This window comes from Paraconexibacter sp. AEG42_29, from assembly GCF_040581415.1.
Lineage (GTDB): Bacteria > Actinomycetota > Thermoleophilia > Solirubrobacterales > Solirubrobacteraceae > Paraconexibacter.
Genome location: NZ_CP114014.1, coordinates 2,858,713 through 2,881,548, shown reverse-complemented (window position 1 = coordinate 2,881,548; position 22,836 = coordinate 2,858,713). Strand labels below are relative to the sequence as shown.

At 73.1% G+C, this 22,836-nt stretch carries 22 protein-coding genes; 14 read left to right on the top strand and 8 right to left on the bottom strand.

Annotation, left to right across the window (positions count from 1 at the left end; translation table 11 throughout):
• Nucleotides 1–16 precede the first annotated feature (16 nt).
• Entirely contained in the window at nt 17–1,807 is a 1,791-nt protein-coding gene (locus tag DSM112329_RS13915) for a DUF3556 domain-containing protein (RefSeq protein ID WP_354702427.1), read from the top strand.
• 57 nt (nt 1,808–1,864) lie between these two features.
• Here DSM112329_RS13915 and DSM112329_RS13910 read toward each other — a convergent pair whose 3' ends face one another.
• A complete protein-coding gene (locus DSM112329_RS13910) occupies nt 1,865–3,859 on the bottom strand; it encodes a hypothetical protein (RefSeq protein ID WP_354702426.1) in 1,995 nt (664 codons plus the stop codon).
• 236 nt (nt 3,860–4,095) lie between these two features.
• On the opposite strand from DSM112329_RS13910, the gene DSM112329_RS13905 reads away from it, so the two are divergent.
• Together DSM112329_RS13905 and DSM112329_RS13900 are read left to right on the top strand one after the other, a co-directional pair.
• On the top strand, nt 4,096–5,346 hold the full coding sequence (locus DSM112329_RS13905; protein ID WP_354702425.1) for a cation:proton antiporter: 1,251 nt from the start codon (nt 4,096–4,098) through the stop codon (nt 5,344–5,346).
• Between the two features lie 89 nt (nt 5,347–5,435).
• A complete protein-coding gene (locus DSM112329_RS13900) occupies nt 5,436–6,692 on the top strand; it encodes an alpha/beta hydrolase family protein (RefSeq protein ID WP_354702424.1) in 1,257 nt (418 codons plus the stop codon).
• A gap of 17 nt (nt 6,693–6,709) precedes the next feature.
• Here the strand turns inward: DSM112329_RS13900 and DSM112329_RS13895 are convergent, their stop codons facing one another.
• Nucleotides 6,710–7,102: a GFA family protein gene (locus DSM112329_RS13895; RefSeq protein WP_354702479.1), complete on the bottom strand. Its 393-nt coding sequence runs from the start codon at nt 7,100–7,102 to the stop codon at nt 6,710–6,712.
• A 96-nt stretch (nt 7,103–7,198) separates the two neighbouring features.
• On the bottom strand, nt 7,199–8,509 hold the full coding sequence (locus DSM112329_RS13890; protein ID WP_354702423.1) for an ATP-binding protein: 1,311 nt from the start codon (nt 8,507–8,509) through the stop codon (nt 7,199–7,201).
• An 84-nt stretch (nt 8,510–8,593) separates the two neighbouring features.
• Between DSM112329_RS13890 and DSM112329_RS13885 the strand changes: the two genes are divergently transcribed.
• Genes DSM112329_RS13885 through DSM112329_RS13870 form a run of 4 tightly spaced genes read left to right on the top strand, consistent with a single transcriptional unit; the run spans nt 8,594 to nt 11,867 of the window.
• Complete coding sequence (locus DSM112329_RS13885; RefSeq protein WP_354702422.1) at nt 8,594–9,040, top strand: response regulator; 447 nt, start codon at nt 8,594–8,596, stop codon at nt 9,038–9,040.
• A 52-nt stretch (nt 9,041–9,092) separates the two neighbouring features.
• A complete protein-coding gene (locus tag DSM112329_RS13880) occupies nt 9,093–9,557 on the top strand; it encodes a DUF1579 family protein (RefSeq protein ID WP_354702421.1) in 465 nt (154 codons plus the stop codon).
• Between the two features lie 26 nt (nt 9,558–9,583).
• Nucleotides 9,584–10,015 carry a VOC family protein gene (locus tag DSM112329_RS13875; protein ID WP_354702420.1) on the top strand — a complete coding sequence of 144 codons (432 nt, stop codon included), beginning with the start codon at nt 9,584–9,586 and terminating at the stop codon, nt 10,013–10,015.
• Nucleotides 10,016–10,055: 40 nt separating this feature from the next.
• On the top strand, nt 10,056–11,867 hold the full coding sequence (locus DSM112329_RS13870; RefSeq protein WP_354702419.1) for a hypothetical protein: 1,812 nt from the start codon (nt 10,056–10,058) through the stop codon (nt 11,865–11,867).
• A gap of 32 nt (nt 11,868–11,899) precedes the next feature.
• Here DSM112329_RS13870 and DSM112329_RS13865 read toward each other — a convergent pair whose 3' ends face one another.
• The 4 genes from DSM112329_RS13865 to DSM112329_RS13850 form a co-directional block, all read right to left on the bottom strand.
• Nucleotides 11,900–12,322 carry a hotdog fold thioesterase gene (locus DSM112329_RS13865; RefSeq protein ID WP_354702418.1) on the bottom strand — a complete coding sequence of 141 codons (423 nt, stop codon included), beginning with the start codon at nt 12,320–12,322 and terminating at the stop codon, nt 11,900–11,902.
• A gap of 163 nt (nt 12,323–12,485) precedes the next feature.
• Entirely contained in the window at nt 12,486–13,703 is a 1,218-nt protein-coding gene (locus tag DSM112329_RS13860) for a glycerophosphodiester phosphodiesterase family protein (RefSeq protein ID WP_354702417.1), read from the bottom strand.
• Nucleotides 13,704–13,771: 68 nt separating this feature from the next.
• Nucleotides 13,772–14,617, bottom strand: a complete 846-nt coding sequence (locus tag DSM112329_RS13855; RefSeq protein WP_354702416.1) for a hypothetical protein — start codon at nt 14,615–14,617, stop codon at nt 13,772–13,774.
• A gap of 156 nt (nt 14,618–14,773) precedes the next feature.
• A complete protein-coding gene (locus DSM112329_RS13850; RefSeq protein WP_354702415.1) occupies nt 14,774–15,982 on the bottom strand; it encodes an MFS transporter in 1,209 nt (402 codons plus the stop codon).
• A gap of 122 nt (nt 15,983–16,104) precedes the next feature.
• Between DSM112329_RS13850 and DSM112329_RS13845 the strand changes: the two genes are divergently transcribed.
• The 5 genes from DSM112329_RS13845 to DSM112329_RS13825 all read left to right on the top strand — a co-directional run bounded on the left by DSM112329_RS13845 (nt 16,105) and on the right by DSM112329_RS13825 (nt 18,728).
• Nucleotides 16,105–16,455 carry a hypothetical protein gene (locus DSM112329_RS13845; protein ID WP_354702414.1) on the top strand — a complete coding sequence of 117 codons (351 nt, stop codon included), beginning with the start codon at nt 16,105–16,107 and terminating at the stop codon, nt 16,453–16,455.
• A 55-nt stretch (nt 16,456–16,510) separates the two neighbouring features.
• Nucleotides 16,511–16,873 carry a hypothetical protein gene (locus DSM112329_RS13840; protein ID WP_354702413.1) on the top strand — a complete coding sequence of 121 codons (363 nt, stop codon included), beginning with the start codon at nt 16,511–16,513 and terminating at the stop codon, nt 16,871–16,873.
• Nucleotides 16,874–16,960: 87 nt separating this feature from the next.
• Nucleotides 16,961–17,806 carry an FkbM family methyltransferase gene (locus tag DSM112329_RS13835; protein ID WP_354702412.1) on the top strand — a complete coding sequence of 282 codons (846 nt, stop codon included), beginning with the start codon at nt 16,961–16,963 and terminating at the stop codon, nt 17,804–17,806.
• Nucleotides 17,807–18,027: 221 nt separating this feature from the next.
• Entirely contained in the window at nt 18,028–18,240 is a 213-nt protein-coding gene (locus DSM112329_RS13830) for a hypothetical protein (RefSeq protein WP_354702411.1), read from the top strand.
• A gap of 107 nt (nt 18,241–18,347) precedes the next feature.
• Complete coding sequence (locus tag DSM112329_RS13825; RefSeq protein ID WP_354702410.1) at nt 18,348–18,728, top strand: hypothetical protein; 381 nt, start codon at nt 18,348–18,350, stop codon at nt 18,726–18,728.
• Nucleotides 18,729–18,766: 38 nt separating this feature from the next.
• Here DSM112329_RS13825 and DSM112329_RS13820 read toward each other — a convergent pair whose 3' ends face one another.
• Nucleotides 18,767–20,527: an alkaline phosphatase family protein gene (locus DSM112329_RS13820; protein WP_354702409.1), complete on the bottom strand. Its 1,761-nt coding sequence runs from the start codon at nt 20,525–20,527 to the stop codon at nt 18,767–18,769.
• Nucleotides 20,528–20,678: 151 nt separating this feature from the next.
• Here DSM112329_RS13820 and DSM112329_RS13815 point away from each other — a divergent pair, with 151 nt between their 5' ends.
• Nucleotides 20,679–21,371 (top strand): response regulator transcription factor, encoded by a 693-nt coding sequence (locus DSM112329_RS13815; protein ID WP_354702408.1) that lies wholly within the window; start codon nt 20,679–20,681, stop codon nt 21,369–21,371.
• Complete coding sequence (locus DSM112329_RS13810; protein ID WP_354702407.1) at nt 21,368–22,834, top strand: ATP-binding protein; 1,467 nt, start codon at nt 21,368–21,370, stop codon at nt 22,832–22,834. Before DSM112329_RS13815 ends, DSM112329_RS13810 begins: the two co-directional genes overlap by 4 nt.
• Nucleotides 22,835–22,836: the final 2 nt, after the last annotated feature.

Below are 22,836 nucleotides of genomic sequence, written 5' to 3'. Positions count from 1 at the left end.
GACCAGGAGATCCAGAATGGGATTCATCAATCCGGCCGTGCCGCCTGACAACGTCCTGCAGAGCCGCGACAAGCCGGAGCTCGAGCGGATCAAACCGATCGCGCAGGACTGGGCGGTCAACGGGTTCGGCAGCCCGTCCGCGCTGTACGTCCTGTACCTCCTGAAGCTGGCGGCGTTCGTCTTCGTCGGCATCCTGATCATCGGCCGCACCGAGGGCCTGGGTGGCGTGAGTGACGTCGGCGACTGGTGGACCGAGCCGATCGTCTTCCAGAAGGCCCTCTGCTACATGGTCCTCTACGAGATGTTCGGCTTTGGGTCCAGCACCGGTCCGCTCGGCTTCCGCTTCATCCCGCCGATGGGCAACGTCTGGTACTGGGCGCGCCCCGGGACGCTCCGCGTGCCGCCGTGGCAGGCGCAGAACCCGCTCGCCGGGTCGCCGGGCAACCGCCGCTCGATCGTCGACGTCGCGCTCTACCTCGGCGTCCTCGGGCTCGCGGCGTACCTGCTGTTCTCGAACGGCACCACGGACGACGCCACCGGCATCCTGCGCCTGGACACCACCATCCTGGTGATCCTGCTCGTCGTCTGGGCCGCGCTTGGCGTGCGTGACCAGGTGCCGTTCCTCTGCGGCCGCCCGGAGGTCTACGGGCTGATGCTGTTCGTCTGCCTGTTCGACCCCGCCAACTGGATCGTCGGCTGGCAGATCGCGATCGTCTGCATCTGGCTCGGCGCTGCCGCGTCGAAGCTGACACGGCATTTCGGCTCGGTCGTGGCCGTCATGGTGGCCAACACCCCGTGGCAGCGATCCAAGACCGCGAAGAAGATGCTGTGGCGGAACTATCCCGAGGACCTGCGCGCCTCCAAGGTCGCCGAGTACTCGGCGCACGCGGGCTTCGCGATCGAGTTCTTCGTCCCGCTCGTGCTGCTGTTCTCCTACGGCGGGACGGTCGGCAAGATCGCCGTCGTCGTGATGGTCATCTTCCATATCCACATCACCTCGACGCTGCCGATCGCGGTGCCGCTCGAGTGGAACCTGTTCATGATCTTCGGGATCCTGTTCCTCTTCGACCACTACGGGGCGGTGCCGCTCAACACCCTCGAGTCGACGCCGCTGCTGCTGGTCCTGCTCGTGGTCGGGGTCGCGATCCCGATCTGGGGGAACATGCGCCCTGACCAGGTCTCGTTCCTGCCGGCGATGCGGTACTACGCGGGCAACTGGGCCACTACGCAGTGGCTCTTCCGCAAGGACACGGCCGCCGAGGACAAGCTCGACTCGACCCTCGTGAAGTCCTCGCCGCTCATCGTCAAGCAGCTCGAGACGCTCTACGACCCGGACGCCGCCGAGCTGTTCCTCGACAAGGCCCGCGCGTTCCGCTCGATGCACCCGCACGGCCGCGCCCTCAACGGGCTCCTCAAGCACGCGGCGCCGGGTGGCGACGTCGACGCGTACACGGTCCGCGAGGGCGAGTTCCTGTCCGGCGTCCTGGTCGGCTGGAACTTCGGGGACGCGCACTGGCACGGGCACAACACGCTCGCGGCGGTCCAGGAGCAGTGCCGGTTCGCGCCGGGCGACGTGCGGGTGATCGAGCTCGAGTCGCAGCCGATCCATAAGCAGTTCCAGCGGTACCGCATCTACGACGCGGTCGATGGCCTCGTCGAAGAGGGGACCGTGAAGGTCAAGGACATGATCGAGCACCAGCCGTGGCTCGACCTGAACTACGGGTTCCCGATCGACGTGGAGTTTCGCGCCGAGGAGGCACCCAGCGCCGGCGGGGCGCCGCGGGCCCCCGTCGCAGGGGTCAAGTAGCGCGGCGGATGCGGGCCCCCGGCGGTGTGCCGGGGGCCCGCATCAGCGACCTGGCCGTCAGCGCCCCTGGCGTGCCTGGCGGACCTGGCGCCAGCTGCTGTAGTTGCCGGCGCGGTCGATGGCCCGAACCCAGCGGGCGGCCTTGGCGCCGCTCACGCGGACCACGCGCTTGTACGCGATGGTCTTGAACGGACCGGTCTTCTTCCCGGCGATCTGCAGGCGGCCGACGCCCGCGGACGCGTCGCGGGCCGCGACGCGCAGGATCCGGCCCCGCAGGCTGGCGGACGTGGTCGACGGCGGCCGCGTGTCGACGATGATGTCGTCCGTGTAGTTGATCTCGCTGTCGCCGAAGCGGACGTAGATCGTCTTCGGGAGGCGCTCGCTGCCGGTGCCCGCGAAGTACCACTGGTACGTGTCCGTGCACGTCACCTGCGACGGGTGGTTGCCGATGTCGAAGGCGCCGTCGCCCGCGATCCAGATCCCGAACACGCCGGCCGGCTCATGCGCGGTGATCGTGACGGTGGGGTCGTTCGTGAACTGCGCGCCGTTGTTGATCGTCACACCGACCCGGCCGCTGGCGCACGCTGTCGTCGTGATCGTCACGGGTGCGGATGTCGCCTGCCCCGAGCCCGTGGCGTTGGTCGCGGTCACGCTGCAGGTCACCGTGTGGCCGGCGTCACCGGCCGCGACCGCGTAGGTGGCTGCCGTCGCGCCGCTGATCGGTGCGCCGTCGAGCTGCCACTGGTACGCGTAGGCGGTGGGGTCGTCGGACCACGTCCCGGTCGAGCACGCGAGCGTGTTGTTCGGCGAGGGCGTGCCGGTGATCGCCGGCGGCACCGAGTTGACCGGGGTCTGCGCTGCCGCGGTCGGCGTCACCGGCGCCGACGTCGCCTGGCCGGACCCGGTCGTGTTTGTCGCCGTCACCGTGCAGCTGAGCGCCTGGGACACGTCCGCGCTCTGGATCGTGTACGGACTGGCCGTCGCCCCGGCGATCGGCGTGCCGTTGCGGCTCCACGTGTAGGTGAAGCTCGTCGGGGAGTTGCTCCACGTCCCGTCGGAGCAGGTCACGGGCGACCCGCTGACCGGGGTCCCGGTGATGGTCGGCACGTCGGTGTTGACCGGTGCGCTGCTGCCGCCACCGCCGACCGCGTCGTCCGCCGCGGCCGCCCAGAAGGTGTAGCCGTACGGGTTGAAGCGCTGGATGCGCTTGTTCGCGTAGTCGGCGACGAAGACGTTGCCCGCGAGGTCGGAGGTCTGCTCGAACACGTCGATCGCGGTCGGGTTGTCGAGCTTGCCGATGTCCGACCCCGTACCGCCGATCCACCGGAACTCACCGCCATTGGAGTCGTACAGGCGGACCTTGTTCTCGGTGCGCTCGCTCACGAACAGCACGCCGAACGCGTCGATGAACGTGTCGGTGGGCGACCCCGTCGTGCCGACCGAGCCGTCGGTCGCCAGCGACGGCTGCAGCTTGGTCGCGCGGTTGAGCGACGGCTGGCCGACGTAGGTCCGGCGGGTCGGTTCCGGCGCGGAGGGGTAGAGCTGTGCGCTGATGCCCTTGGGCGCGCTGAGCGAGCCGGTGCTGACGGTCTGCAGGTCGCTCTTGTTCAGCCGCAGCACGCTGTTCGCGCAGGGGTGGGCGACGAACACGTCGTCGTTGGTCACGTCGAGCCCGCCGCGGGTCAGCGGATCGGGCGTCACGCCGCTGTCGCAGGCGTCGAGCTGGATGCCGCGGACGAACTGCCCGGTGCGGGAGAACTCCTGCACACGCCGGTTGGTGTCGAGGATCCAGATGTTGCCGGCGGAGCCGGGCGCGGCGTCGAGTGCGACGACCCCGCCGATCTGCCCGGCGGCCGACCCGGGCGTGCCCCAGCTGGGCAGCGGGGCACCGTCGTTGCCCTGGTACCGCTTGATCTGCCCGCCGCCGGCGAACCCGGCGTAGACAACTCCGGCGCTGTCAGCACCGATGGCCGTCGGACCGGCGGCCTGGCTCGGCGCCGCCCCGATCGCGACGACCAGCATCGACAGGACCACCGAAAATCCGACGCGCATCAAAACTCCGTCCCTAGATGATCTCTGCGCCCGCAAGCCCGGGGGAACTCGGTGCGTGCGCAAACCCGTGCAAAACGATACGTCAGATCGCGCTTCCCGCATATGGCCGATCGGCTGGACTTTCGCGACGGTCGGGGGAGGCGGACTCTAGACGCCCGGGATGGGTGCCGGCCACGCCCGCGGGGTACGCGGCCACGGTGACGTTCAGCACGGCCCTTCTTGCCGCTGGCCCCGGCTTGACCTGGGCTGAGCCGGCCGCCCTCGGTTTCCTCGCCCTCGGCCTGATCGTCGGCATCGGCATCCTCGCGCGGGCGAACGAGGACGACCGCTGGTGGTCGAGCGCGATGGTCTACGTCGCGCTGGGGCTCGCCGCAGCGGTGGCGATCGACGGGCTCGACGTCGGCTGGATCGACATCGAGGAGGACACCGCCGTCATCGAGCACGTCGCCGAGGCCGCGGTCGTCGTGACGCTCTACGCCACGGGGCTGCAGATCGACCGCGACCTGAACCTCGTCGCCTGGCGCAGCGTCCTGCTGCTGCTCCTCGTCGCGATGCCGCTCACCGTGGCCGCCGTCGCGCTGCTCGGCATGGGGCTGCTCGGCCTCTCGCTCGGCGCGGCGATCGTGCTGGGGGCGGCGCTCGCCCCGACCGACCCGGTGCTGGCCGGCGACGTCGGGGTCGGGCCGCCGGGCGAGGACGATCCCGAGGCGCGCTTCTCGTTGACCGCGGAGGCGTCCTTCAACGACGGCCTGGCGTTCCCGTTCCTGATCGCCGGGCTGGCGATCGCCGCCGACGGCGGGACGGGCTGGATCGGATCGTGGCTGGCGATCGACGTGGCCTACAAGCTCGTCGTCGGCCTGCTGGTGGGGGCGGTGCTCGGGCACCTCGCTGCCGGGGTCGTCCTCCCGCTCCGCAGCAGCGAGCGCCTCAACGCCGACCTCGACGGCTGGCTCACGGTTGCCATCGCACTCGCCGTCTACGGCGTCGCCCAGGTCCTCAGCTCGTACGGGTTCCTGGCGGCGATCGCGGCGGGGTTGGCGTTCCGCCGGCGGGAGAAGGACCACGCCAAGCACGAGGAGCTCCACGCCGGGGCGCAGCGGATCGTCCAGCTGCTCGAGCTCGGCACGATCGTCCTGGTGGCCAGCTCGCTCACCCTTTCCGGGCTGGGCGTACCGGGGTGGAAGGGCTGGCTCCTGGGAGCGCTGCTCGTCTTCGTCGTCCGACCGGTCGCGGCGGCGGCGACGCTCGGGAACTGGTGCCTGGACTCGGGCACCGAGCGGCGGTTCGTCGCGTTCTTCGGTGTCCGCGGCCTCGGCTCGGTCTACTACGTCGCTGCTGCCGTGGGGACGGGGACGCTCGCCGCGGGCGAGGCGCAGCTGGTGCTGTGGACCGTCATGGCGACCGTGCTCGTCTCGATCGTCGTCCACGGCATCTCGGCCAAGGCGGGCCTCATGAGCCTCAAGCGGGACGCTGCTGCGAGCGGCTGAGCCGGTCGACCGGGCTACGCGGGAGCGGCGGGCGATCGACGGGCGCCGTCGCGTTGACCCGGTCGGTGCAGCCTGGTTACGTTCGCGCGATGAGAGGGATCTTTGTTGTCCTGGGGGTCGTGCTGTCGTCGCTGGCCTGCACGGGCGCCGCCGCGGCCGGCACGCTGGAGACGGTTGTCGTCCCGAGCCGGTTCGTCGACGCGAAGCGGGTGGCGCTGGGCGCCCCGCCGCCCGGGGGGGCGCCGCGGGCCAACAGCCTGGCGGTGAACGTCCTGCTCCCGGACGGGTACGCGGCGAACCCACGGGGGCGCTATCCCGTGCTGTACCTCCTGCACGGAGCAGCGCAGGCCTACGACCACTGGGCCGCCGACGGCTACGGCGAGATCCGGAAGCGTGCGAGGGACTTCCCCGGCATCGTCGTCATGCCCCAGGGTGGCGTCGCCGGCTTCTACTCCGACTGGGTCGGGCCAGGCGGTCCCCGATGGGAGAGCTACATCCTCCGTGAGCTGATCCCCGCGATCGAGGCCCGCTATCGCGTGCGTCCCGGCCGCCGCTGGCACGCGATCGCGGGCCTGTCGATGGGCGGGTACGGCACGATGTACCTGGCCGGGCAGCGGCCTGACTACTTCGGGTCCGCCGCGTCGTTCTCAGGGGTGCTCAGCCCGCAGGACGACCAGCAGCTCGACCTCGTCGCGCAGTCGATCCTGGGGCTCGCGATCCCGGACTTCCGCTACCGGGAGATCTTCGGCCCGCCGGACGGCTTCAACGCGATCGGGCACAACCCGTCGCTCACGCTCGGCAACCTGGCCGCCACGCGCCTGTTCGTGAGCGCGGGTAACGCCGCACCGTGCGCGGGGGACGATGTCGCGCCGACCGACTTCACGGGCCTGGGTCCCCAGGGCTCGCCGGCGTTCGCGCCGCCGCTCGCCGCGCTGGAGGGCCCGGCCCTCTTCTACTTCCTCGAGACGCTCGTGCGCAACGAAACGGATCGGTTCATCGCGCGGTCCGAGGCCGCCGGCCTGAAGCCCACCAAGCTGCTGGGCTGCGGGATCCACTGGTGGGACACGTTCAACCGGGGATTCGACGCGGCACGCCGCTGGGACTTCTTCGCTCCGCCGCCCAAGGCCCCCGCCGCGTGGACGTTCACCACCGCCGCACGGTCGGGCGTCGCCTGGGGGTTCCGTTTCAGCCTGGACCGCCCGGCCACCGCGCTCACGGTGCTCGAGCGCCGCGGGCGCCGCCTGCGCGGGACCGGCGCCGGAACGCTGCGAATCTCGGCGCGGGGAGGCTGCCGGCTCACGGCGACGCTGCCGTTCGACCGGCGCCTGCCCAAGCGCTGCAGCTAAAGCGACGTCGGGGCAGATCAGGACCGGCCGGTGGCGGTGCGGCTGCGGTCGTACCGCCGCTCGAGCGGAAACGCGGGGAGCCAGGACTCACGGCGCACGGTCCAGCTCTCGTAGGTGGGCGTGAACCGACTCGGCGCGTCGAGGGTCCCGAGGTACACCTCGACCTCGTCGGCGCTGCGCCCGAAGACGGACGAGCCGCAGCGGGGGCAGAAGGCTCGCCCCTCGTAGTCACGGACCTCGCCTTCGACCGTCACGGCGTCCTCCGGGAAGATCGCCGACGCATGGAAGAGGGCGCCGTGATGCTTGCGGCAGTCCAGGCAGTGGCAGACGCCGACCCGGTACGGCTGGCCCGTCGCGACGACTCGTACGTCGCCGCAGAGGCAGCCGCCCGTGAACCGGTCGGGGCTCAGCACAGCGGCGGCCCTTCTAGCGTCTGACGTGCGCACGCCTGCATGGGCCCGATGCTCCCACACGCCGAGGGCACCGGGCTGTCGGCGCGCCGCACGTCAGGCCGACGCGGCGAGGCTGAACACGAACCGCGTGCCCACGCCGGAGTCCGGGGTCTCGATCCGGATCTGGCCGCCGTGGCGCTCGACGACACGCTGGCAGACCGAGAGCCCGATGCCCGACCCGGGGTAGTCGTCGCGGCTGTGCAGGCGCTGGAACATCTCGAACACCTGATCGCGGTACTCGGGCGCGATGCCGATGCCGTTGTCCTCGACCGCGATGTCGACGCGGCCGTCGCGCGTGACACCGTCGATGTGGATCTCCGGCGGGCGGTCGGCCGCGAACTTGACCGCGTTCGCGATCAGGTTCTGCACGACCTGCCCGACCTGGGCGGCGTCGGCCGACACCCTCGGCAGGGACCCGACGACGACCGTCGCATCGGCGTCCTCGAGCTGGGCGCGGAGCCCGAGCACGACGTCCGCGACCAGCGCCTCGAGGTCGATCGGCCGCAGCTCGGGCTCCAGCCGGCCGGCGCGCGAGAAGCGCAGCAGGTCGTCGATCATCGCCTGCATGCGCTGGGTGCCGTCGACCGCCCAGGTGATGTACTCGCGGCCCTCGTCGTCGAGGTCCGCCCCGTACCGGCGGTCGAGCAGCTTCATGAACGAGGAGATGGTCCGCAGCGGCTCGGAGAGGTCGTGGGAGGCGACGTAGGCGAAGCGCTCGAGGTCGCGGTTGGACCGGGCGAGGTCCGTCGCCGTGGCGCTCGCCTCCGCCTCCGCGACCAGTGTGCGTGTCAGTGCCTCCGCCTGCCGCGCCCGGGCGTCCTCGCTGAGGCGCCACGACATCACGCCGAACGCACCGGCGGCCGCGACGAACCCGGCGTGGATCGCCGCCCAGCGCCAGGGGTGGTCGATGGCCTCCTGGTGGCTGTAGACCGTCTCGGGGCTGAGCGTCCCGAGCAGCCCGTGGTGGACGAGGACGTACGCCGCCGCGATGCCGAACGCCACCCAGTCCTCGTAGAGCGTGAGCGCGACGATCATCACGAAGAAGTGGAAGTGCGCCTCGATCTGGCCGTCAGCGAGGTGGACGGTGATCGCCGACGCGGTGATGAGGCCGACCGCGACCAGCGCCGCGGACTCCTTGCGCGAGGTGAAGATGAACTGCGCGAGCGCCGCAGGTGTCGCGACGATCGCGGCCTCGAGGGTCGAGTGCCACGGCGAGACCCCTTGGACCAGGCCGAAGGCGAACAGCGCCGGAACGTGCGCCCACAGCACGATGGTGAGGAGGCGATGGCGTCGCGCGAACTCCTCGTCGGGCAGGGTCGCGCCGCTGGGCAGTGCACGCCGGATGGACAGTCGCTGGCTCGTCACGTCATAAGACCATCGGCATCTTCGCCGCCCGGCTGCACCGGCAGCGCGACTCCCTGTCGCAGTGGCCGGGGTAACGTACACCGCATGGCAGGTCAGACATCGGACGTCCGGGCAGGGGGGAGCACTGCGCCGCTCGTGCTCGCGGCCGACGACAACGCGGCCGACCGGCGTCTCCTGGAGCTCGCTTTCGCGGATCTCGGCGAGCCGTATCGCCTGCACACGGTCGCCGACGGGCACGAGGCCCTGGCGTTCCTCAACGACGCGGCCGCGGACCGTCCGCACCTGATCCTGCTCGATCTCAACATGCCGCGCCTGAGCGGGCTGGAGCTGCTCGCCACCATCAAGGCCGACGAGCGGCTGCGCACGATCCCGACGATCGTCCTGACGACGTCGGCGGCCCCGGCCGACAGGCAGGCAGCCTACGAGCGGCATGCGAACGCGTTCTTCCGCAAGCCGGTCGACCTCGACGACTTCTTCGCGGCGATCCGGCACCTGTACGACTTCTGGTTCGTGCGGGCCGAGCTGGCCTAGCGGGCAACCGGTCGGGCCCGGCCGCCGGCTGTGCTCCCGGTAGCTTGCGCACATGGAGCAACTCGCGCGCAGCGCCGGGACCTGGGCCGGGACGAACGCCTTCCGGCTGATGCCGGACGACCCCCCGCACGACGCCGTCGCGAGCGCGCGGGTGTCGGTCGCCGCCGGCGGCAACCTGCTCGAAGTCGCGTACACGTGGGGCCATCCCCGCGACGGTGCGCAGTCCGGGCTGCTCGTGGTGGGACGTGGCCCGGCCGACGGGACCGTCACCGCGTTCTGGGGCGACTCATGGCACCAGCATCCGGAGCCGAAGGTCCTGGAGGGGACCTTGTCCGGCGACGTGCTGTCCGTCGGATACGACTACAGCGGCGACTGGCGCTGGACTATCACCCTCGATGCGTCACGCGCAGACGTCCTGGCCCTCACGATGGAGAACACGATCCCGGAGTCGGAGGCGACGGAGTCGATGGCGGCCGGCAGCTACCCGGCGATGGCGGCGACCCTGGCGCGCGCCTGAACCACGCGCCGCGCCATGCTGTGTCGATGACCGCCCATGCTGCTGCCGGCCTGCACAACGCGATGCCGGCGCTCCCCGTGAAGGACGTCCGCACCGCCGCGGCCGACTACGAAGTGCGTCTCGGCTTCACCATCGGCCACCTCTCCGACGACATCGCGATCCTCTCGCGGGACGACGTCGTCCTGCAGCTCTGGGCTGCATCCGACGCCTCGTGGTCCAGCCGGTCGGCCGCGTCCGGCAGCCCGGTCCGCAGCGGCGCGGAGTCGTTCCTCGCCGGGACGGCCAGCTGCCGCATCCAGGTCCGGGACGTCGACGCCCTGCACGCGGAGCTCGAGCCCCGGGGCGTCCTGCATCCGTCCCACCCGCACGTCGCGTCGACCGACTTCGGGACGCGCGAGCTGCACGCGCTGGACCTCGACGGCAACCTGCTCACGTTCGTGCTCTGGACCCAGACCTGACGCCGTGTTCGCGTTGTGCGCGTCCGGGTAGCGTCCCGGCATGCGCGCGAGGCGGACGGCAGGGATCGTGGCGGCGGCGGTGGCCCTTGGGCTTGGCACGGGCTGCGGCGAGGAGGGCGACGACGGCGGTCGCAGCCCGGACGCTGCGGCGTTCGCGGCCCGCTACCTCCCGGCGGGGACCGACGCGGCAGCGACCCTTGATCTGGACTACGACGGTCCGCAGTGGCAGGCGCTCAAGACGCTCTACGCCCGCGTGGCGAAGACCGGCGCACTGCCGGGCGTGCTCGGCATCGCGGCGTCCCCACCGACCCTCGATGGCGCGCTCGACATCGCGGCGCGGTTCGTCGGGCTCTCGTTCACCGACGACATCGAGCCGCTGCTCGGCGGGCACCTCGTCGGCGGCGCGGCCGTCACCCCGGCGCCGGCGCTGCCGCCGGACCAGCAGCGGATCGTCGAGCGCGTGGACCCGACGCCCGTGTTCGACGAGAACCCCGACGCCCGAGGCAGGGGGTACTACGTCGACCGCAGCGGGCGCCGGGTCCGCGACCTCCCCGAAGCGACCATCCGGCGGGCGCTCACGGCCGCCGCCGACAGCGAGCCCACGATCGACGGGGCGCTCGTCTACCGCGTCCCGGACACGAAGGCGCTCGACCGCGTCCTCGAGAAGCTCGAGAAGCAGGGCCTCTCGCGCACGGCCCTCCCGGGCGTGAAGGACGCCGTGCAGCTGGCCGACGGCCTGGCCCTGGCCGGCGGGGACACCTTGGTTCTGAGCCTGTCCGACGACGACGACGACGGCGCAGCGCTGAGCCGCATCCTCGCCGGCCGCGGGGTGTCCGCTGCCCTGCTGCCGCGGACGAAGGCCCTGCTCGACGTCCGGTTGCAGCCCGACGCGCTCGGTGCGCTCCTGGACAGCGGCGAGCTCACGCGGGCGAAGGCGACACCGCCCGGCCGTGCGCTCCGGCGCGTCACGGCGACGCTGGGCCTGGACGAGGACGGCGTCGAAGCCGACGCGCGCGTCGACTTCGACGGCCTGCCCGCGAGCCGCCTGCCACTCCCGGCCGCGCGTGCCGTCGACGTGCCGACGGGCGTCGGCCTCGGCTCGGGTTCGGCGGACCAGAGCCTGACGACCGTCTTCCTGGCGCGGCTCGTGCGTGCGGTCTACCCGGACTCGGACTTCGTCGAGGCGGTCGAAGCGCTGGAGGCCGACACCGGCCTCACGTTCGAGACCGGAGTGCTGCAGCAGTTCTCGGGGCCGAGCCAGTCGCTGCTGATGCCGACCGACCGCGGCACCACCGAGTTCGCCGCGCGCAGCAGCCTCCGCGACCCGGCGGCGATGCGCAAGCTGCTGCCGACCCTCGTCCCGCGGCTCCCGGCGATCCTCGACGGGCTCAACGGACTGGGGTCGACCGGCCTGGCCGGCCTGCTGCTCGTCGCCCCGGACGCACCGCTGGTCCCCGAAGCGGCGTCGTTCCTCGGGGCGGTGACCCTGAAGCTGATCGGTGGCGACCCGAAGGACCCGACGTCCACGGACGAGCTGCTCTACAGCGTGTCGGGTGTCGACGCCGCCGAGAACGTCACCGGGGCGGACGGCGTGGTCTACGGCGTCATCGGCGATGTCTTCGTCGTGGCGTCGTCGAAGGCGCTGGCCCGGAAGGTCGCAGCGGTGAGGACGTCGCGCGAGGACCCGGCGGCGACGCGACTGCAGTTCGACGTCGGCCGGCTGCTCGACGAGAGCGGCGCCGACCCCGAGGAGCGGCGACTGCTCGAGGCGCTGGTCGAGGACGGCGAGCTGGCGGCGTCCGCCCGCGGCGGGGACATCGTCGCGTCCGCCGAGGTCGACTTCGGCGACTGACGGCGGCCGCCGGCAGCGGTCGACCCGCGACCTCAGGCGGGGCGGTCGGCCAGTTGCCGGCTGTTGGCGCGCAGCTCCGCCAGCAGGAGCCCGTCCGCGTCGCGCGTGACGGCGACGTCGTAGATCGCGCCGCGCCCGACGACCGAACGCTCGACGGCGGTGGCGGTGATGGCCTGTCCGGGAAATGCGGGGGCGAGGTACTCGATCTGGCAGGAACGGCCGATCGCCAGGTAGCCGTGCGAGTTGCAGGCCATCGCGAAGGCGATGTCGGCGAGCGCGAACAGCACCGAGCCGTGCGCGCTCCCGTGACCGTTGACCATCGCGTCCCCGACGGTCATGTGCGCGGTGACCTCCCCGGGAGCGACGTGGCTGACCGTGACGCCGAGCGCCGCCGCGGCGCAGTCGCCCGCGAGGAAGCGATGGACGGCGTCCTGGGCGATCTGCTGCTCGGGCATGGGGCGGAACTCTCCCGCATCACCCCGGGCGCTGCGCGGACCCACTCCCGGGGGAACCGCGGCGGCGTGGCGGCGTGGTCGACCGGACCTGCCCAAGGCCCCGGCGCTCGGTGGCCGGCGGACCGCCGGGCAGCGGGCGGCAGACGAAGGCGATCGTTTCGGTTCAGCGCAGCGTGATCGCCCGGACGACCGTTCGCCGCCCGTCGACCCGGACGCGAGCCTGCAGCTTCAGCGGGCGGCGGGCTGCGCGCAGGACGCGGCGCCCGGCGGGCGTGAGCCGGATCAGCGAACGCCGTGTCCCGGCCGCGGCCACCCGGACGGTCCCGGCCGCGACGACGACCCGGCCGCGTCGGAGCTGCACCGTCGCTCGGGCCGGCGGGCCGCTGCTGCGCAGGGCGACCGCGACCCCGCCGCGGGCGAGCACCTGCCGGCGTGTCCGGGCGGGGAAGCCGACCGTCCCGCCGGCCGCTCCCGAGGTGCTCGGCACAGCGGCGCTGACGGCCGGGACCGGCAGCCCCAGCGCCCGCCGTGCCACCGGCACGTCGTCGGTGATGATCGCGTCGACGCCCGCCGCGGCCGCTGCCCGCACCTCGGCCGTGGTGTTCAGCGTGTACGGGACCACCTTCAGGCCCGCCGCGCGCGCCTGCGCCATGTAGGCCGCGTCCGGGACACCGCCCGGCGAGACCCACTGGTAGCCGAGGGCCGACGCCACCGCCGGGCCGATCGCGTCGGCCGCGCGCAGCGTCAGGAACGACAGCTGGACCCCCGGCAGCAGTCGCCTGGCGGTCTCCAGGTTCGTCGGGTCGAAGCTCTGCACGATGAGCTTGGCCGGGTCCAGGTCCGCGGCGGCGACGACGCGCATGACCGCCGTCGCGAACGCCTCGTCGAGTGGCACGTAGCCGGGGTCCCCGGGGATCCGCTTGATCTCGACGTTGACCGGCCTGCCCGCCTCGCGCGCGAACGCAAGGACCTCCGCCAGGCACGGCACCCGGACCGGGGCGGCGCCGGGCGGGAGCGGCGCGAGCGTCTGCGCGGTGCCGATCACGTCCACCCGGCAGGAGTCGATGGCGGCGGCGGTCCGCTCGCCTACCGCCCCCTCGCAGTCGGTCGTCCGGTCGAGCGTCGAGTCGTGCATCACGAACGGCACACCGTCCCGGGAGACGACGGCGTCGAGCTCGAGCCACGCGTCCGGATACGCAGCCGCCGTGTGCCGGAACGCCTCGAGCGTGTCCTCGGGACGGACCGGCACCCCGTCGTCGAGCACGCCGCCGCGGTGCGCGTGGATCACGGGGGCGCCGGCGGCAGGCCTGGGTACCGCCACGGCGGTCCCGCCCAGCGCCACGAGAGCTGTGAGCAGGGCGGGCAGGCGTCGCTGCGGCATGCGCCGCATCGTACGGCGCGCCCGCGGCACGGTCCGCGCCCCCGCAGGGACGCGGCCGGAGAGGTCGATCAGGCCGGGACGCGCTCGCGGACCGGGGGCGGCGCGACCGGGGCCGGGGCCTCGTCCTCGGGCGGCTCCGGGAGGAACAGGCTGGCGCCGCGGACGGCGAGCGCGCAGAGGCCGATCGAGACGAAGGTCCCGATCCACACGATCGTGCTGCTGAAGGACGGCTCGTCGAGGTGCAGCGCGATGATGATCGGCCATCCGAGCCCGAAGTTCCCGCCGAGCATCGTGATGGGGAACGCGGGGATCAGCGCCGCGGTTCCCCAGCCCGTCTTCACGCGCCGCCAGATCTGGACCGCGAGGACGGTGAACAGCATCACCTGCGTGCCTTCGAGCACGCCGATGACGAGGGGGTAGTTCCCGATCCGCAGCTCGTAGGGGCCGTAGTACGTGTAGACGTTGACCCCGGTTCCGATGACCTCGAAGACGCAGGAGGCCGCGATCTCCAGCAGCCAGATCTGGAAGAGGTTGACCCGCGTCATCCGGCCGTCGTAGATGCGCTTGCCGGCGTACAGGCACGCCATCGCGTAGAGGATGATGTAGCCGCTGTGCGTCCAGTTGGGCTGCACGATGTCGAAGGCGGTGAAGTGCGCCTGCGCGGCACCGGGGGTGCCGTCGGCCTTCGCGTCGTAGAACCACAGGTCGAACGCGACGTCGTAGAGCGGCTCGGCGAAGGCGCCGACGCCGGCCGCGACGATCGCCATCAGGTAGAACGGCGTGCGCTCCGTCTTCGCCTTGCGCACCGCGATCACGACCATGATCAGGACGATGCCCCAGCTGGCGTAGGTGAAGACGTTCTGCCATGCGGTGTCCAGCGGATGCTGCATCACCTCGGGGGACATACGGCCCATGTGATCTCCTCGGTCTCGTTTCGCGGATCGACCTCGCCCGCACCCGCTCGGGTGCGACGTACCGGAGTCGACCAGCCGACCATAGGCGCGGCTGGACGTGAGGGCGTCCCACCGGCGGGGGAGGCAGCCCCGGCGTTGGGAGGGGCGGGCGCCCCGTCAGACGGCCGGCAGCAGCGGGCGCAGCGTCGCGCGACGTGCGAGCAGCAGCGCGCCGCCGGCGAGCCCGGTCAGCCCGGCGACGACGAACGCCGTCTGCCAGTCGGCCGCCTCCACGATCGCGCCGCCGGCCGCGTTCCCCGAGGCGACCCCGAGCACGAGCGCCGTCAGGGGCCACGAGTAGGCCTCGGTCTGCTGGCCCGGGGGCGTGACCTGGGCGACCAGCTGGTTGGCGGCGGCGAGCGTCGGCGCGATGATCGCCCCCGCGGGTAGGACCATCAGCAGCATCACGGGCAGCGACGGCGCGAGCGCGAGCGGCAGCAGCGTCAGCGGCATGATCAGCGCGTAGGCCACGAACCGATCCGCCAGCGGGCGCTCGTGGCTTCGGGCGCCGTAGACGATGCCGCCGGCGGCGCTCCCGATCGTCCAGACCGCGAGCAGCACGCCGGCGAGGGCGCGGTGCCCCTCGGTCTCGGCGAAAGCGGGGAGGATGACCTCGGTCGACCCCAGCGCGAACCCGAGCGGCAGCGTCCCGAACACCAGGGTCTGCAGCCCGCGGGCGCGGAGGACGCCGAACGCCGTGGCGTCGGCGGCGCGCGGCACCGGTTCGCGGGCGAGTGACGGGGGACGGGTCGCGAAGATGAGCGTCCCGATCAGCGCGACGGCCGCCGAGACGATGAGGGCGGCGGCGGGGGCGAGGATGGCCGTCAGCAGCGCAACGGTCAGGGGCCCGGAGACGAAGACCAGCTCGACGATCACGGCGTCGAGAGCGAACGCGGTGGTCACGAGGTCCTCCCGCCCGCCGAGCAGACCCGGCCACAGCGTTCGCATCACGGCGGAGATGGGCGGCAGCGCGGTGCCGGAGACGAGGGCGGTCGCCACACAGGCGACGGTCGGCGCACTCGCGTACCCGAGGGCGACGGTCGCCAGCAGCGTCACCGCGTGGACGACGCTCATCGGCAGCAGCACGCGCGGCGGCCCCAGCCGATCGACGACGCGGCTCGCGACCGGTGCCGCGACGGCGCTGCCGACCGCGAAAGCCGCTGCGACCGCGCCCGCGGTGGCGTATGAGCCGGTCTCCTCGCGGAAGAACAGGACGAGCGCGAGGCCGACGATGCCCAGCGGCATCCGGGCCAGCAGCGCGGCCGCCGTCATCGCCGTCACGTGCGGCGCACGCAGCAGCTGCTGGTAGCGGTCGACTCCCTCCATCGCGCCGCAGCGTCGCAGATGCCCGCCGCGCCACGAGGCCCGCCGCATCAGGATCCGTCGGCCCATGGCGCAGCGGCGCGGTTGACGAATGCGCGTCCGGGCGTCAGCGTTCTTCGCGCTCGATGCTCGCCCTCGTCCTCCACAACCTGCGCCCGCCGCGGCCCCGGCGCCTGCTCGTGCCGCTGCTCCTCCTGGTCGTCTGCGGCCTCGCGGCGATCGCGGGGGCGATCGTCGGCGACCCGATGCTGAGCGGAGGCGGGCTCGGCGTGCTGTCGGCCGCGCTGCCCCCGTCGCTGCTCTACGCCTACGCGAGCGAGCCGCCGGAGGACGACGGCGGCGGCGGCGACGGACCGGGCGGCAATCGGCCGAACGACCCGTCCGGCCCGGACGGTCGCGGCGGCGACGACGGGCTCGACTGGGGTGCGTTCGACACACAGCGTCGCGAGTGGGAGCGGACGCCGATCGGGGCGTGACGCCCGCGGCGCCGGGTCCCGCACGCGCGCGCGGGGGCGTGGTATGCATCCGGACATGGTCACCCCGCAGCAGGTCCCCAAGGTCATCGCCGGCATCACCCTCGTCGCCGGCGTCGCGCTCGCCGCGAGCCCCCAGGTCGCCGCCGGCCCCCTCGGACTCGAGGGGCACGAGCGCGGGATCCGCGCCGTCGGGCTCGCCGACCTGCTGCTCGTGCCGGGGCTGGCCCTGGGCCGTCCGCAGTCCGCCTGGATGGTCGGGCGCGCTGCGGTCAGCGTCGTGCAGGCGGCGTACCTCGACGGCGTGGCCGCGACCTCGACGCGGTCCGCAGCGGCGCGCACCGCCGCCTGCGTCCTGGCCGGCCTCGCCGTGATGGACGCGACGACGGCCGTTCGCCTGCTCCGGGCCGAGCGCGCCTGACCCCGCGCGGGCGGTCGGAGGTCAGATGTCCGGGCCCAGGATCCGCGTGCGTGCGCGGCGAGCGGGACGATTGCAAGGCTTAGGGCGATGAACGCACTCCTCCCGGCCGCGCGCAGCCGCCTCTATCGCGCGTTCTCCCGGCTCCCGTACGACCGCGTCCAGCAGACCCGGCGGCATCCGGTGGTCGACCGGCCGCTGAGGGCGTGCGAGGCGCTGGCCGGCCGCGGCGACGTGCGCATCAGCGGCGGGATCGCCGCGGGGCTGCACCTCTTCGGCCCCGCGCTGCCCCTGCGTCACGTGCAGGCCCACGGCCTGGTCCGCGGGACCCTTGAGCCCGGTGTCCAGGAGGCGCTGCGCCGCCACGTGTCGCCCGGCGACGTGGTCTGCGACGTCGGCGCCAACATCGGCTTCTTCTCGCTCGTGCTCGCCCGGCTCACGGGGCCGGACGGGCGGGTCCATGCGTTCGAGCCGTCCCCGCGGGAGGCGGGCGCCTGCCGCCGCAACGCGCAGGTCAACGGGTTCGAGCACGTCGTCGTCCACCAGGCGGCGGTCGGCGCCGCCGCCGGTCGCGCCCCGTTCCTGCTGGTCGACGAGCACAGCTGGTCGCACCTCGCCGACCGCGGCAGCCACGCCCGGGCGGTCGCGACAATCGACGTCGACGTCGTCGCGCTCGACACGCTGGACTGGGGTGCGTCCGGCCCGCCACGGCTCATCAAGCTCGACGTCGAGGGATCCGAGAGGGCCGCGCTGCAGGGCATGTCCGGGCTCCTGGCCGACGTGCGACCGGTGCTTGTCATCGAGCTGCACGAGACGAACCACGAGGTGGCCGACCTGCTCGAGGGACACGGCTACGTGCTGCAGAACCTCGACGGCCCGGCGGCACCCCGGGATGCCGGTCCGACCCACGTGGTCGCCTGGCACCCCGGCCCGTGAGCGCGGCGCACGCGGGCGGACGCCCCCGGCCCACGCGGCGTGCCTGCACTCGTTCCAGGACCTGGCCGGCAATGGTGCTGCCGGACGCCGATTGACAGGCGACCGGACGCTTCGCGTCTTTCGCAGCCGGACCGTCGGGGCCCGCCTGGGGCGACCGGCGCCGCGACCCGGCGGGTTCCACGTTGATCCGCGGTTCAGTATCTGATCGTATGGTCTTTCACATGGCCCGAGTGCTGACCCTCGTTCCGATCGCCGCCAGCGGGCTCCGCCCGGGCGACGTGGTCGCGGACGCAGCGGGTCGAGGCGCCGTCATCGAGGACGTGCGGTTCGCGTGGCTCGGCTGGCTCGGGCTGTCTCCCCGGACGCTGATCCGCGGTGACTGGACCACGGTCCACGTGACGGGCTGGCCGGCCCGTGTCGCCATCGGTCGCTGAGCCGAGCCGCCGCGACGTCCGTCTCCCCTCCCGCGGTGCGCTGGGCATCGCTCGCGGACCAGAGCCGCTGATGCGCCGCGATGTTCGCGCAGGTACCGTTGACGGCCATGCGAACGTCCCGCCGGCTCGCCCTGCCCTTCGCCGTGGTCGCCCTCGCGGCCTCCGGCTGCGGTGAGGAGATCGCCGAGGTCCGCCAGAGCGTCGACAGCGCGCAGAACGCGGTCCAGACCGCCAAAGCGGCGATCGACGCGTTCGACAACGGCGGCGCGGTCGCAGCGGCGCAGCGTGCCTTCGGGGACGTGGCCGACATCAAGGGGCTCACGAACGTGCGCTGCCCGACCTCCGGCCTGCGGGTCGACGGCGTGACGCTGCGCGTGGACTGCGTCGGCGACATCGCGAACGGCCGGACCGTCACGGTGCCGCTGACCTACACGCCCGGGGACGGCTTCCAGACCGGAACGCCGCGGATCGTGCCCGCGGGCGGCTGACCGGCGCGCCCGCGAGAGGCGACCGCCCACGCGGGCCGCTAACGGCGGAGCGTGACCCGGCGACGCACCGTGTCCGACAGGACCCCCGTGGCCGTGCTGCGGACCCGCACCCGGACCTCGTAGCGACGGCCGGCGACACCCCGCACCAGCACGGTCCGCAGTCCCGTCCGCTTCGCGACCTGGCGCACACGACCGGTCCGCAGGTCACGCAGGCTGACCCGCGCCTCCCGGCTGCCGACGCGGAAGGTCTGGACGCGGACCGTGCCGCGCGAGGGCCGGCTGAGCGACAGCGTCGGCAGCACCTCGGGCCGCCCGCCGCCGGGCAGCTTGCCCAGGTCGAACGCCTCGGCGAGGAAGCGGCCCTGGCTCTGCGCCGGCGCTTCGACGCCGAGCAGCCCAGCGGCGGTCGCGGCCGGGTCCACGTTCTCCGCGCTCGTGACGTTCGTGAGGGTGTCGTCCAGGAACGGCCCGGTGACGCCGGTCACGGTCTGGTTGCGGACCGCAGCGGAGCCGCCGGTCACGACGAACAGGTTGTCGCGCGTCTGCGGACCGCCGTGGTTGCCCGGGATCGGGTTCGAGAACTCGCCGGGGTCGGAGAAGGCGCCGCCCGGCGCAGCGGTGACGAACAGATCGCCGTGGCGGGGGCCGCCCGCGTGCCAGGCCGGGTGGACGGCTCCGATCGTGTGGGTGGTCCCGCCGTCGACGGGGTTGGGCTCGCGGTAGAGGACCTCGCTCGTCCCGCCGCCGGCCAGCGTCGCCGCGCGCAGCTTCGCGAGCAGCGCGAAGCGCTCCGGGGAGGTGCGGTCGTTGAGGTAGACCATGTCGACAGAGCCGTTCTGGACCACCGTGAACGCGCTCGCCGGCACGCCGGCGGCCGTGTAGCGGGATGTGAGCGTGGACTTGGTCAGCGTCGTCTCCATCGAGTGGTCGCTGACGACGATCATCACCGTGCGCTTCCACTCGTCGCGCGCCTTGAGGCGGTCGACGAGCCGGCGCAGCTGCGCGTCGGCTTCGCCGGCGGCCGCGTCGTACAGCGGGCCGGTGCCGCTGATGTGGCCGATCGAGTCGACCTGGTGCAGGTTGACGAAGGAGAAGTCCGGTCGCGCGCCCCCGGGACCCTGGGACAGCTGGGCGAGGACGGCGTCCATCACCGTGCGGTCGTCGAGCGCGTAGCCGGACACCGGGTTCAGCGGGACGCCGGAGCAGTACGCCGCCTCGCCGGGCAGGTCGTCACCGGAGCACGGCGCGAAGATCACGTCGGCGTCGCTGCGCGCGGGGTCCCGCGTGCGGCCGGAGAACAGCCGCCCGAGCTTGGGCTTGCCCGTCGCGAACGCGCTGCCGTAGCGGGTCCCGGCCTGCCGCTTCAGTGCCGCGAACAGCGTCTCGGCCTGGAGGCAGTTGGCGTTCTCGCCGGAGGTGATCGTCGGGCCCTTGGTGAGGTCCTCGGGGCCGGTCGCGCGGCAGCTGTCCTCGTTCTCGAGCGGGGCGAAGAGCGCGAAAGCGTTGCCGGGGATGCCGGACGTGTCGCCGTAGGCGCCGGTGATCATCGCGGTGTGGTTCGGATTGGTCTCGGCGATCATCACCGACCGCGACTCGCGGAAGTACGTCCCGCCGAGCGACCGCAGGAACGGCAGGCGACCGCTGTCGTAGCGGTCGCCGTCGAGGCCGTCGACGACGATGAGGTAGACGAGCGGCCGCTCGTCGCCCTTCGTCGCGGCGACCGCGGACGGCGTGGCGGCGCATGTCAGCGCTGCGGTGGCGGCGAGCGTCGTCGCCACCCGGGACAGGGGACCAGGCACGCGTGGAAACCTACGGCTTCAGGTGTCGCCGGTGTAGGACCCGGTCGGGTACGTGGACATCCGGGCGCGTCGCCGGGGACACCGATCCCGCGTGTGCGCCGCAGCGTTGAGCGACCGCGGTACGGCACGTCCCGCCGCGACCGGGGCGCGCGTGACTCGGCAAGATGTCCTGGTGCGGATCCTGGTCGTCGAGGACGAAGCGAAGATGGCTGCGCTGATCGCGCGGCTGCTGCGCGAGGATGGCGCGGTCGTCGACGTCGCCGTGACAGGAGCCGAGGCGCTGTGGATGGCGGAGTCCACCGGCTACGAGGCGCTCGTCCTGGACCTGAACCTGCCCGACATCGACGGCCTCGAGGTCTGCCGCCGGCTCCGCGACGCCGACGTCTGGACGCCCGTCCTGATGCTGACGGCACGAGGCAGCGTGGAGGACCGCGTCGACGGCCTGGACACGGGCGCCGACGACTACCTGGTGAAGCCGTTCGCCGCCGACGAGCTGCTGGCGCGGCTGCGGGCGCTCGTGCGGCGCGGGGCACGGGAGCGGCCGCCACAGCTCACGGCCGGCGATCTGCGCCTGGACCCGGCCGCCGGCCGGGCCTGGCGGGGCGACACCGAGCTGCAGCTGTCGGCGAAGGAGTTCTTGCTGCTCGCGGCGTTCCTGCGGCGGCCGGGGGAGGTGCTCTCGCGCGGTGTCCTGCTCGAGCTCGGGTGGGACCACAGCTACGAGAACAGGTCGAACGTGGTCGACGTCGTGATGCGGCGGCTGCGCGAGAAGGTCGACCGGCCGTTCGGCGTCGACCAGCTCACGACGGTGCGCGGCCGGGGCTACCGGCTGGACGTCGCATGAAGATGCGGTCGCCGCGGGCCTTCGCGGCGCGGGTCGGCGTCCGGGTGCGGGTGGTCGCCGCGTTCGCGCTGGCGGCGGCCGTCCTGCTGCTGGCCGCCGGGATCGCCGTCCGCGAGGGCCTCGAGGACCAGCTGACCGACGCGGTCGACGACGGTCTGCAGACCCGGGTGGCGATCGCCGGCCGGCTGCTGCGCGACGCCGGCGGACCCCGGGCCGGGCTGACCGCGGGCATCGACGACCCGGGGGAGAGCTTCACCCAGATCCTCGACCCCGAGGGCCGCGTGGTCCTCGCCACCCCGGGGGTGCCGCGCACGCCGCTGCTCGATGCGCCCGGGCGCCGTTCGGCGGTCGAGGGGCTCACCGTCCGGCTGCGCGGGATCGAGCTCGACGACGCCGAGGACGTCGAGGAGGTGGACCTGGAGGCCCTGGAGGAGACGGCGCCAGAAGCCTTCGAGGAGGACCTCGCCCGGCTGCTCGCCCGCTCGACGACGGTCAAGGGGCGCCGCTACGCGATCATCGCCGGGACGACGTTCGAGGACACCGACGACGCGCTCCACGCCCTGACCCGCGTCCTGCTGATCGCCGGGCCCCTGGTGCTGCTCGGTGCCTGCCTGGTCGGATACGGCGCGGTCGCGGGGGCGCTGCGGCCGGTCGAGTCGATGCGGCGGCGGGCGGCGCTGATCGGCGGCGACGCGTCCGACGAGCGCCTTCCGGTGACGGCGGCACGCGACGAGGTCGGCCGCCTCGGGACCACGCTGAACGCGATGCTCGACCGGCTGCAGGCCGCGCTGCGCCACGAGCGGGCGTTCGTGGCGGACGCGGGGCATGAGCTGCGCACGCCGCTCGCGATCCAGCAGACCGAGCTCGAGCTCGCGCTGCGGGGTGAGCGGTCCCCGGAGGAGCTGCGGGCGGCGCTCGCGTCCGCGCTGGAGGAAACCGTCAAGCTCACCGGGCTGACCGAGCACCTACTGCTCCTGGCCCGCGGGGACGACGGCGCGCTCGACGTGCGACCGCAGCCGCTCGACGCTGTCGGGTTGCTCTACGGCGTCGGGGCCAGGGTGGGGGCGGCGGCCTCGGCGGCCGGCAGGACGCTGGCGGTCCATGCACCGGAGGGCCTCGTGGTCCACGGCGACCGTGACCGGCTCGAGCAGGCGCTGGTGGCGCTTGTCGACAACGCGCTGAAGCACGGCGCGGGGCCGGTCGAGCTCGGGGCACAGGCGACCGGCGCGGACGTCGAGCTCTGGGTGGCCGACCGCGGCCCCGGGTTGCCCGCCGGTTTCGCCGAGCGGGCCTTCGAGCGCTTCAGCCGGCCCGACTCGTCCCGCTCGTCAGCCGGCAGCGGCCTCGGCCTGGCCATCGTCCGGGCGATCGCGGAGGCGCACGGCGGGACGGCCGAGCTGCGTTCCCGGGAGGGCGGCGGCCTGCAGGCGGTTGTCATCGTCCCGTCATCTGCAGCCGCGTAGAA

Coding starts and splice junctions, on each gene's coding strand:
- DSM112329_RS13915 (WP_354702427.1), top strand. CDS start 17: ATGGGATTCATCAATCCGGCCGTGCCGCCTGACAACGTCCTGCAGAGC.
- DSM112329_RS13910 (WP_354702426.1), bottom strand. CDS start 3,859: ATGCGCGTCGGATTTTCGGTGGTCCTGTCGATGCTGGTCGTCGCGATC.
- DSM112329_RS13900 (WP_354702424.1), top strand. CDS start 5,436: ATGAGAGGGATCTTTGTTGTCCTGGGGGTCGTGCTGTCGTCGCTGGCC.
- DSM112329_RS13885 (WP_354702422.1), top strand. CDS start 8,594: ATGGCAGGTCAGACATCGGACGTCCGGGCAGGGGGGAGCACTGCGCCG.
- DSM112329_RS13880 (WP_354702421.1), top strand. CDS start 9,093: ATGGAGCAACTCGCGCGCAGCGCCGGGACCTGGGCCGGGACGAACGCC.
- DSM112329_RS13875 (WP_354702420.1), top strand. CDS start 9,584: ATGACCGCCCATGCTGCTGCCGGCCTGCACAACGCGATGCCGGCGCTC.
- DSM112329_RS13870 (WP_354702419.1), top strand. CDS start 10,056: ATGCGCGCGAGGCGGACGGCAGGGATCGTGGCGGCGGCGGTGGCCCTT.
- DSM112329_RS13865 (WP_354702418.1), bottom strand. CDS start 12,322: ATGCCCGAGCAGCAGATCGCCCAGGACGCCGTCCATCGCTTCCTCGCG.
- DSM112329_RS13860 (WP_354702417.1), bottom strand. CDS start 13,703: ATGCCGCAGCGACGCCTGCCCGCCCTGCTCACAGCTCTCGTGGCGCTG.
- DSM112329_RS13855 (WP_354702416.1), bottom strand. CDS start 14,617: ATGGGCCGTATGTCCCCCGAGGTGATGCAGCATCCGCTGGACACCGCA.
- DSM112329_RS13850 (WP_354702415.1), bottom strand. CDS start 15,982: ATGGAGGGAGTCGACCGCTACCAGCAGCTGCTGCGTGCGCCGCACGTG.
- DSM112329_RS13845 (WP_354702414.1), top strand. CDS start 16,105: ATGCTCGCCCTCGTCCTCCACAACCTGCGCCCGCCGCGGCCCCGGCGC.
- DSM112329_RS13840 (WP_354702413.1), top strand. CDS start 16,511: ATGGTCACCCCGCAGCAGGTCCCCAAGGTCATCGCCGGCATCACCCTC.
- DSM112329_RS13835 (WP_354702412.1), top strand. CDS start 16,961: ATGAACGCACTCCTCCCGGCCGCGCGCAGCCGCCTCTATCGCGCGTTC.
- DSM112329_RS13830 (WP_354702411.1), top strand. CDS start 18,028: ATGGCCCGAGTGCTGACCCTCGTTCCGATCGCCGCCAGCGGGCTCCGC.
- DSM112329_RS13825 (WP_354702410.1), top strand. CDS start 18,348: ATGCGAACGTCCCGCCGGCTCGCCCTGCCCTTCGCCGTGGTCGCCCTC.
- DSM112329_RS13810 (WP_354702407.1), top strand. CDS start 21,368: ATGAAGATGCGGTCGCCGCGGGCCTTCGCGGCGCGGGTCGGCGTCCGG.